The organism is Tianweitania sp. (assembly GCF_032053605.1).
Taxonomy (GTDB): domain Bacteria; phylum Pseudomonadota; class Alphaproteobacteria; order Rhizobiales; family Rhizobiaceae; genus Tianweitania.
In genome coordinates this window covers 1-9,894 of sequence record NZ_DAMBUH010000002.1, presented here as the reverse complement: position 1 = coordinate 9,894, position 9,894 = coordinate 1, and the positions used below count along the sequence as shown (strand labels likewise).

Sequence of the window (9,894 nt, the reverse complement as noted above, 5' to 3'; positions counted from 1 at the left end):
CGAAGCGAAAGCCAGCGCCAGCGTTGCCGGAAGCGCGCGGCCGATCAGTTCGCGGACCGGCGTGCCGCCGAGAAAGGAGCGACCGAAATCCAGCGTGAACAGGCCAAGCAGAAAGTCGAGATATTGCACGTAAAAAGGCCGGTCGAGCCCGAGACCGGTGCGGATGCGCGCCAGATCAGCTTCGGTGACGCTGCCCGCGCCCTGGCTCAGCATCAAAGCGGGATCGCCGGTCAGGCGGATGGCGTAAGCAACGAGCAGCGTGACGCATAGCACCACGAAGATCGCTTGCAGAAAGCGTTTGATCAGAAAACCGGCCATCGATCCACCTGGGAAAAGAGGTCTGCCCCGCTTGGAGCGGGGCAGATGCGTCGATCACTACTCGACGGTGACATCCGTCAGCCGAAGGCGGCTGTCCGGCGGCGCGATGAAGTTCTTCACCCGCTTGTTGATCGCGTAGATCTGATTGAGATTATAGAGCGGCATCTCAAGCGCCTGATCCGCGACATACCTAGCGATCTCGTGCAAAACCTTCTCGCGCTCTTGCGCGTTGGTCATGCCGCGCTGCGATTCCAGCAGCGCATCGAGCTTCGGATCGTCGCCATACGGGTTCCAGCGCTCACCCTTGTGGTACATGAGGTAGGCGGTGTTGTCGTAGTCGAACGTCCACGCGCCCCATGTCTGCTGCCACATCGCGCCGGTGCGTCCGGCCGGAATGATGTCGTTCAGAAGGACGTTGGTTTCGTAGGGCTTGATGGTCGCCGTAATGCCAACCGTCGAAAGGTAGCTCGCAACAGCCTGCGCGACTTCATTGAAGGTCGAGTCATTGCCACGCACGTCGATCTGCAACGTCGTGCCGGGCTTCACGCCGGCTTCGTCCAGCAGCTTCTGCGCACCGGCCGTGTCGAAGGGAATGGCTTCCAGCGTCGGATCGTTGCCGAAAGTCTGTTCGGACTGGAATGAAGCGATCGGCTTGGCCTGGCCGGCGAGGATCGCCTCGTTGATGGTAGCGCGATCAACCGCCATCACGAGCGCCTTGCGCACCTTCGGATCGGCCGTGATGCCGTCGCGGGTGTTGAAACGCAGCGAATATACGGTGGCGCCTGCCGTGCTGACGATTTCGAGCTTGGGATCGGCCTCGATCGTCGGCAGCGAGCCGATCGGCACGGATGGCGGGATCACCATATCGACGCGGCCTGATTGCAGTTCAGCAAGGGCGGTGGACGGTTCGGTAATGAAGCGGAAGGTGACGTTTTCGAGCTTCGGCTTGTCACCCCAGAAGCCTTCATAGGCCTTGAGCTGCACGGCATCGCGCGCCGTGTAGGAGGTCATGCTGAACGGGCCAGTGCCGACCGGATGGGTGTTGAAGTAGTCGTCGCCCTTCTCGGCGATATAGGCCGGCGGCACGATCATCGCGCCATAGCCGGTCAGCTTGGTGAGCAGAACGGGATCGGGACGCGACAGCTTCAGCTCGACCGTCTTGGCGTCGATGACGTTGACGCTCTGAATGACGTTATAGTTCGACTTCTGCGGACCCTTGTCGCCCTCTGCACCCAACAGCCGCTCGAAGCTGAATTTCACCGCATCCGCGTTGAACGGCTCGCCATTGTGGAAGGTCACGCCTTCGCGCAGCGTGAAGCGATAGTTCAGGCCATCGTCGCTGATGGTCCATTCCGTTGCCAAGGCCGGAATGATCTTGAGGTCCGGGGTGCGGGCAACGAGACCGTCGAACACGTTGTTCGCGACGGCGGACCAGTTGACCAGGAACGTGTCGATCGGATCCCAGCTGCCTGGGTCCTGCGGCGAGGAGATGGTGAGCGTATTGGCCGTTTGGGCCTGCGCGGCGGAAACAAGTGCGAGCGCACTTGTCAGAAGGGCGCCTCTCAAAGCGCGGTTCCAGCGGGTCATGCCATTCTCCTCATTTTTGTTGTGGTTCATGCGTCGGCGGCAACGAAGTGGCCGGGCGCGATTTCTCGATGTTTCAGGATGGTCGGCTCGGCGCCGACTGAACGGACCGGGCTCGGGACCTCACCTTCCAGAAGCGGCAGGCGACCGCGTCGGCCGGGTTCAGCAACCGGCACGGCCGACAAGAGGCGGCGCGTATAGGGATGCGCCGGCGTCTCGAAGATCTGGGCGCGCGAGCCGATTTCCACGATCTGGCCGAGGTAAAGAACGGCTACACGATGCGCCATGCGCTCCACCACCGCCATGTCGTGGCTGATGAAGAGGTAAGCGAGCTTGCGCTCTTCCTGCAGCGCCATGAACAGCTCGATGATCTGCGCCTGCACCGACACGTCGAGCGCCGAAAGCGCTTCGTCGGCGATGATCAGCTTGGGATCGCAGCTGAGCGCACGGGCAATGCAGATGCGCTGGCGCTGGCCGCCGGAAAACTGATGCGGGTAACGCGTTGCATGCGAGGGCTCCAACCCCACCTTGACCAGAAGCTCTTCAACGCGCTGGCGGATGGCCTTGGTGTCGGTGAGCAGGCCATGCGTCCGGATCGGCTCGGCAATGGAGAAGCCGACAGTCTTGCGCGGGTCTAGTGAGGCGAACGGATCCTGAAAGATATACTGGATCTCGCGCCGCAAACGCAGCGTCTCATCACCGGTCCTGTCCGCAACGGGCTTGCCATCATAAAGGATGCGGCCGGACGTCGGCGCTTGCAGGCCCTGGATCGTCCGCCCGATCGTCGACTTGCCCGAACCGGATTCACCGACCAGCGCCATCGTTTCGCCCGGCCGGATATCGAAGCTGACCTTTTCGGCGGCATGAACGCGATGCGTGACGCGGCCGAACATCGTCTTGCCAACATCGAAGCGGACAGTCAGATCTTCGACGGCCAGCAGCGGCTTGGCGGTCATATCAGCGGTGTCGTGATCGCGGTCTTCGCCGATCCGGCGCGGGGTTTCGCCGTCCATGACGGTGAGTGCCAATCGGCGCGGCAGCGCGCGGCCGGTCATAGCGCCGAGCTTCGGCACGGCGGACAGAAGCGTTTGCGTGTAAGGATGCTGCGGATTGGCGAAGATGTCAGCGACCGCGCCTTCCTCGACCTTGCGACCGCGCCACATCACCACGACCCGATCCGCGATCTCGGCCACCACGCCCATGTCATGGGTGATGAACACCACGGCCATGCCGAGTTCGCGCTGGAGATCGGCAAGGATCGACAGGATTTGCGCCTGGATCGTCACGTCGAGCGCTGTTGTCGGCTCGTCGGCGATCAGCACCTTGGGCTGACAGGCCAGCGCCATCGCGATCATGACGCGCTGCCGCATACCGCCCGAAAGCTGGTGCGGGTAGCGGTCGAGCATGCGCTCGGCATCGGACAAGCGTACCAGCGACAGCAGCCGGGCGGCTTCCGCGCGCGCCTCGATCCGGCTCATGTTCCGGTGCAGGATCAGCGTTTCGCAGATCTGGTTGCCGACCGTGAACACGGGGTTCAGCGAAGTCATTGGCTCCTGGAAGATCATCGCGATCTCGTTGCCGCGAAGCTTGCGCATCCGCGTTTCGCCGGCGGTTGCCAGGTCAGTCGTCCCCTCCCCTGCATCGAACAGGATGGAGCCGTTGGTCAGCCGGCCGTTGCCATGCTCCACCAGTCGCATCACCGACAAGGACGTGACGGACTTGCCAGACCCGGACTCGCCGACGATCGCCACCGTCTCACCCGGCCGCACGCTGAAGGACAACCCATCCACCACGCGGGCGGCGCCAAAGGCCACCGACAGGTCGTTGACGGACAGGATCGGCGACGTGTCGCTCATCAGGTTTGTTTCCGTCATCGATCAGACCGTCGCTGCGGCGCGGGACGCCTGGTCATAGGAGCCGGACAGGAAGCGTAGCACCGAAGCAATGCGTGACAGCTCTTCCTGCGACGGTCCGGCATCCGACATTCCGCGTAGTAGAAGCTCGTTGCGAATTTCGGCATAGCGGTCGCAGAGCTCCAGACCGGCGTCGGAAATGCGCACCGTCTTTTCCTTACCGGCGCGACCCGTATGGATCAGCCCGGCCTTTTCCAGCTTTCGGATGGCGTAATTTGCGACATGCGTGTCGCCGATGTCCAGCGCGAGGCAGACGTCGGCAAGGGTCTTGGGCCGGCTGCGATGGCGGATGGAATGAAGGATGAGGATTTCGATGGGCGATAGGCTCGATTGGCCCGCCGCCGTCATGCAGCGCACCATCCAGCGAGAAAAGGCGTGCGAGATCAGGATCACGCCATACTCCATTTCCGACATTCCAGGAGACGTGCCTGCCGCAAGATGCTGCGACGACACGATCGGGCCGAGCGAACGACCCCTAGGGTCCCGCTCGCGCACCGCATTTGCGCCTTCCACTGGATTATCACCTGCCTTCAAACGCCACCGCCTCGTTGCTGTTGACGCGACTATGGCATCATCATAACGATACTTTGTCAATAAACTGCAAGCGTTTTGAACAACGAAGGCGCATGTGACGGAACTGCCCGCTTTTTGAGCGGGTGCGTATGAGGCGAGATTTTCATGGTACAAGCGGGCGACACGGCGAAGCGTTGGGACTTTTGGATTGACCGGGGCGGCACCTTCACCGACGTCATTGCCCGGGATCCACAGGGCGCACTGCTTGCTCGCAAGGTGTTGTCGGAAAACCCGTCCGCTTACCGCGACGCCGCCGTGCAGGGCATACGCCTGCATCTCGGTCTACAAGCCGGCGACCCCATTCCTTCCGGCCTGATTGGCGAAGTGCGCATGGGCACGACCGTTGCGACCAATGCGCTGCTTGAGCGCAAGGGCGAGCGGTTGGCACTGGTGACGACGCGCGGGTTCCGCGACGCACTGCGCATCGGCTATCAGGAGCGCAAGGACATTTTCGCGCTCGCCATCGAGAAGCCGGAGGCGCTTTATTCCACCGTCGTCGAGATCGACGAGCGCGTGCTGGCGGATGGCGTTGTCGAACAAGCGCTGGACGAAGATGCCGCGCGGTCTGCCCTCGAAGCGTTGCGCGCCGAGGGCTACGATGCCGTGGCGATCGTGCTGATGCACGCCTCCAAGTTCCCCGAACACGAAGCAGCCCTTGGCCGCATTGCCCGTGAAATCGGCTTTTCACAGGTATCGGTCAGCCACGAGGTTTCGCCGCTGGTGAAGCTGGTCGGGCGTGGCGACACGACGGTTGTCGATGCCTACCTTTCGCCGGTCCTCAAGCGCTATGTCGCACAGGTCGCGCAGGAACTCGACGTGGAGCGCTCCGGTGCTCGCATCATGTTCATGATGTCGTCCGGCGGCCTCACCGCAGCCGAAATGTTCCAGGGCAAGGATGCCATCCTGTCCGGTCCCGCCGGCGGCGTGGTCGGTCTGGCGCGCACCGGCGCTTCGGCTGGGTTCGATCGCGTAATCGGCTTCGACATGGGCGGCACCTCCACCGATGTTGCCCACTTCGATGGCGAATATGAGCGCGCCTTTGAAACTGAAGTCGCCGGCGTTCGTGTTCGCGCGCCGATGATGCTGATCCACACGGTGGCAGCCGGCGGCGGCTCGATCCTGAGCTATGATGGTGGCCGCTTCCGCGTCGGTCCCGAATCCGCGGGCGCTTATCCCGGCCCGGCCTGCTACCGCAACGGCGGCCCGCTTGCGGTCACCGACGCAAACCTCATGCTTGGCAAGCTGATGCCGGACTTTTTTCCGGTCATCTTCGGCCCGCAGCAGAACGAGCCGCTCGATCGTGCTGCCGTGGAAGCGCGCTTTGCCGATCTCGCCGGCCGGATCGGCGACGGCCGCTCGGCCGAGGAAGTCGCGGATGGCTTCGTCACCATCGCGGTTGCTTCCATGGTGCAGGCGATCAAGAAAATTTCCGTTCAGCGCGGCTATGACGTCACGCGCTACGCCCTGAGCTGCTTTGGGGGCGCCGGCGGCCAGCATGCTTGCCTGGTGGCCGATGCGCTGGGGATGACCAAGATCCTGATCCACCCGCTTTCGGGCCTGCTCTCGGCCTATGGCATGGGCTTGGCCGACATACGCGCCACGCGCCAGAAGGCGCTCGACGTGCCGCTGGATAATGCGGCTCCAGAAGCGCTCGGAAGCCTCGGCGAAACGCTGGCCGTCGAGTGCCGCGACGAGCTGGCAGCGCAGGGTATCGAGGCCGGCGAAGTTACGACCCATCTTCGTGCCCATATCCGCTATGCCGGTACGGACACGGTGCTCAGCATCGACTCGCCCTATGGCGAGGACGACACCGCCGAGCGTCTGCGTTCCGCTTTCGAGACCGCGCACAAGCGCCGCTTCGGCTTTATCGCCGAAGGCAAGGCGCTGACGATCGACGCCGTGGAGGTGGAAGCCGTTGGCGGAGGTGCTGCCGGCGAAGAAGCGTCGAGCCAGATTGAGGCGGAGGGCGAAGCGGAAGCCGCGCGTCGCACGCGCTTCTTCTCGGGCGGCGCCTTCCACGATGCCGGCGTGGTGATGCGTGAGGTTATGCAGCCTGGCCATTGCGTCACCGGAGCGGCCATCATCATCGAGCCGAACCAGACCGTTGTCGTGGAAAAGGGCTGGCAGGCCGCACTCACGGCTAAGGATCACCTCGTTCTCACACGCATCGAAGCACTGCCGCAGCGCGTTGCGGTGGGCACGCAGGCCGATCCGGTGCTGCTGGAAATCTTCAACAGCCTGTTCATGTCCATCGCCGAACAGATGGGCGTGACGCTGCAGAACACGGCCTATTCCGTCAACATCAAGGAGCGGCTCGATTTCTCCTGCGCGGTGTTCGACGCGTCAGGCGCGCTCGTCGCCAACGCCCCGCATATGCCGGTGCATCTGGGCTCCATGGACGCCTCTGTCGCAGCCGCAATCCGCGAAAACCCCGTAATTCATCCCGGCGACGTGTTCCTGATCAACGCGCCCTATAATGGCGGCACACATTTGCCGGATCTCACCGTCTGCACGCCTGTCTTCGCAGAAGACGGCAAGACCCTGCGCTTCTGGGTCGCCTCGCGCGGCCACCACGCCGATATCGGCGGCCTCGCTCCGGGCTCGATGTCGCCGGAAGCCCGCACGATCGAGGAAGAAGGCGTTTACATCGACAACTTCAAGCTGCTCGACCGCGGCGTGTTCCGCGAGGAAGCGCTGGCTGAGCTGCTGACCTCGGCGAAGTATCCGGTGCGCAACCTCCTGCAGAACGTCAACGACCTGAAGGCTCAGGTCGCCGCGAACGAAAAAGGCGTGGCGGAGTTGACCAAGACCATCGCCCAGTTCGGCGACGACGTGGTCGAGGCCTATATGGGCCACGTGCAGGACAACGCTGCCGAAAGCGTGCGTCGCGTGCTCGACAAGCTGCCGGACGGCCAGTTCACCTATGAAATGGACCAAGGCTGCCAGATCGCAGTGAAGGTCACGATCGACCGCGCCGCGCGTGAAGCGACGGTGGATTTCACCGGCACCTCGGCTCAGCGCGACGACAACTTCAACGCGCCGATGCCGGTCACCCGCGCTGCCGTGCTCTACGTCTTCCGCATGCTCGTGCGCGCCGACATCCCGATGAATGCCGGCTGCTTGCGTCCCGTGAAGATCGTGGTGCCGGATGGCACGATGCTGTCGCCGCGTTATCCGGCCGCTGTTGTGGCAGGCAATGTTGAGGTCAGCCAGGCCGTCACCGACACGCTGTTTGGCGCTGTCGGTGCGATGGCGGCAGCGCAAGGCACGATGAACAACCTGACCTTCGGCAACGAGACCTACCAGTATTACGAGACGATCTGCTCCGGCTCGCCGGCGGGTCCGGGCTTCAAAGGCACGGATGCGGTTCATACGCATATGACCAACTCCCGTTTGACCGATCCGGAGATCCTGGAAACGCGCTTCCCAGTAGTGCTGGAAGACTTCCACATCCGGCAGGGATCAGGCGGGCGTGGCAAATGGAGTGCGGGTAATGGCACGAGCCGCACGATCCGGGTGCGAGAAGCCCTCGATTTCGCAATCCTCTCCGGCCACCGCAGGGTTCACCCCTTCGGTCTGGAAGGTGGCGAGCCCGGCGAACTCGGCCGCAACCAGGTGCGCCGCGCGGATGGACAGGTGCAGGAACTCGGAGGCTGCGATCAGGCAAAGCTCGAAGCCGGCGATGCCTTCATCATCGTGACGCCCACCGGCGGCGGCTACGGCAAGCCCGAGTAGCAACAGCGACAAGGACGGCGGCTCTCCAGCCGCCCTCCCCTCTCACAGCCTCTTCTCGTTTGAACGGGATCAGGATAATCGTGCTCCCAATCTCGAGGGATGGGACACACGCCATGCTGAAAACACTACTCGCATCAACGGCGCTGGTGGTAGCGCTGACCTTGCCTTCCCTCGCAAGCGAGGCTGAGCCGAGCTATGACAGCTACAAATCCTGGTTCGTGGCCTGCGACAACGGTCTCGCCTGCCAGGCCCGCGGCTTCGGCGATGATGGCAGCGCCGAAAGTCCTGACCTCAACGTCGCCCGTGACGCTGGGCCGGACGCAAAAGCCATCGTCACGTTGAGCCTCCCCTTCGCAGCCGACGCTAGGGATTTGAGGGTCGATGGCGCACCCTTGACCCTCGCTGACGAGGCCTGGGAGATCCAGCGCGAGGATGGTTTCACAACCTTGTCGCTGACGGGAGATGAAGCGATCGCCACCCTGATCGCCCAGCTTCGCGATGCATCCACGTTGCAGACCAACAATCCGGAAGCATCGGTTCCGCTGGAAGGTTTCGTTGCAGCACTCCTGCGCATGGATGATCGGCAGGGACGGATTGGCGGTGTGACAGCCCTGATCCGCAAGGGCAAAACGCCCGCCTCCGCTGTGCCGCCTGCTCCTGAACTGCCCGCAGCGCCAAAGTACAAGCCGGGTGCGCCGCTGAAGGCCGGCGAAGACGCTGCCTTGCTTGCCCGCGCCCGCAAGGACCTCGCCGCCATCTTAACCAGCGAAGACTGCAGCGCGGATATGCCCTCAGACATCGACAGCTCGGAAGCGGTAGCGCTGGATGAGACACACGGCCTTGCGTTCATCGCCTGTAATATGGGCGCTTACCAGGGATCATCGCTGGTCGCGATCGTGCCCCGCGCGGAAGGGAACGCGGCCGAGATCTTCCGCCCGAGTTTGCCTATCCGCGAGGACGATTTCGACACCGTGGCGCTGACCGAGCCCGGCTTCGATCCCGACACCGGCACTTTGTCGATGAGCGGACGCGGACGCGGTCTGGGCGATTGCGGCCTGAGCGCGGAATGGGTGTGGGACGGCACACACTTCCAACTCACCGGCGGCAGCTACCAGATGGCCTGCGGCGGCAGCCAGCCGGGCGACTGGCCGACCGTTTATCGCTCGCGGTAAGGGCGCCTGAACTCAAGACTTGGTTTGTTTCCAGAACACCCAATGCGCGACCAGCAGGGTGACGACGGCAATCGCCAGCAGTGCAAGCAGCGAGGTCTGCGTTTCCGCAAGGCCATAGCTCTTCAGGAAAATGCCCTTCGCCATTTCGATGAAATGCGTCAGCGGATTGATCGCGCTGATCCAACGCAGAACGGTGGGCATATTCTCCACCGGCGCAAGGTAGCCCGATAAAACAACGGACGGCACCATGAAGCAGAATACGCCCAAGAATGCCTGCTGCTGGCTGTTCGAAATAGCCGATAACAGCAAGCCGACGCCGGAAAGCGCCAGCGCATATGCGAAAGTCGCCAGCATCAGCAGCCACACGGTTCCCGTAAACGGCACGCCGTAAAGCCACACGGCCGCCAGCGAGATGATGCCGCCCTGCGCCATCGCAACCAGAATCCCGGGCACCGCCTTGCCCAGCATGATGTAAGCCGGCGTCAGCGGCGTCACCAGCAACTGATCGAATGTCCCCTCCTCCCGTTCGCGCGCCAGCGACAGCGATGTGACAAGAAGACAGCCGACAGTGGCGATGATAGCAACCAGGCTCGGCAAAA

6 protein-coding genes and 1 pseudogene are annotated in these 9,894 nt (G+C 63.1%); 2 read left to right on the top strand and 5 right to left on the bottom strand.

Annotation, left to right across the window (positions count from 1 at the left end; translation table 11 throughout):
* The 4 genes and pseudogenes from RTX98_RS00740 to RTX98_RS00725 form a co-directional block, all read right to left on the bottom strand.
* Nucleotides 1–318, bottom strand: a pseudogene (locus tag RTX98_RS00740) (ABC transporter permease); the annotation flags it as partial.
* A 57-nt stretch (nucleotides 319–375) separates the two neighbouring features.
* On the bottom strand, nucleotides 376–1,905 hold the full coding sequence (locus RTX98_RS00735) for an ABC transporter substrate-binding protein (protein ID WP_312793921.1): 1,530 nt from the start codon (nucleotides 1,903–1,905) through the stop codon (nucleotides 376–378).
* A 26-nt stretch (nucleotides 1,906–1,931) separates the two neighbouring features.
* The gene (locus RTX98_RS00730; RefSeq protein WP_416223037.1) at nucleotides 1,932–3,776 is read right to left on the bottom strand and encodes a dipeptide ABC transporter ATP-binding protein; all 1,845 of its coding nucleotides are present in this window, start codon (nucleotides 3,774–3,776) and stop codon (nucleotides 1,932–1,934) included.
* A 3-nt stretch (nucleotides 3,777–3,779) separates the two neighbouring features.
* Nucleotides 3,780–4,328 carry a winged helix DNA-binding protein gene (locus RTX98_RS00725; RefSeq protein ID WP_312794033.1) on the bottom strand — a complete coding sequence of 183 codons (549 nt, stop codon included), beginning with the start codon at nucleotides 4,326–4,328 and terminating at the stop codon, nucleotides 3,780–3,782.
* Between the two features lie 165 nt (nucleotides 4,329–4,493).
* Here RTX98_RS00725 and RTX98_RS00720 point away from each other — a divergent pair, with 165 nt between their 5' ends.
* Both RTX98_RS00720 and RTX98_RS00715 read left to right on the top strand, forming a co-directional pair.
* The gene (locus tag RTX98_RS00720; protein WP_312793917.1) at nucleotides 4,494–8,123 is read left to right on the top strand and encodes a hydantoinase B/oxoprolinase family protein; all 3,630 of its coding nucleotides are present in this window, start codon (nucleotides 4,494–4,496) and stop codon (nucleotides 8,121–8,123) included.
* Between the two features lie 113 nt (nucleotides 8,124–8,236).
* Entirely contained in the window at nucleotides 8,237–9,295 is a 1,059-nt protein-coding gene (locus tag RTX98_RS00715; protein ID WP_312793915.1) for a DUF1176 domain-containing protein, read from the top strand.
* Nucleotides 9,296–9,307: 12 nt separating this feature from the next.
* Here RTX98_RS00715 and RTX98_RS00710 read toward each other — a convergent pair.
* Nucleotides 9,308–9,894 (bottom strand): ABC transporter permease (locus tag RTX98_RS00710; protein WP_312793913.1); only part of this gene is annotated, 587 nt, incomplete at its 5' end.

Coding starts and splice junctions, on each gene's coding strand:
- RTX98_RS00715 (WP_312793915.1), top strand. CDS start 8,237: ATGCTGAAAACACTACTCGCATCAACGGCGCTGGTGGTAGCGCTGACC.
- RTX98_RS00730 (WP_416223037.1), bottom strand. CDS start 3,776: ATGACGGAAACAAACCTGATGAGCGACACGTCGCCGATCCTGTCCGTC.
- RTX98_RS00735 (WP_312793921.1), bottom strand. CDS start 1,905: ATGACCCGCTGGAACCGCGCTTTGAGAGGCGCCCTTCTGACAAGTGCG.
- RTX98_RS00720 (WP_312793917.1), top strand. CDS start 4,494: ATGGTACAAGCGGGCGACACGGCGAAGCGTTGGGACTTTTGGATTGAC.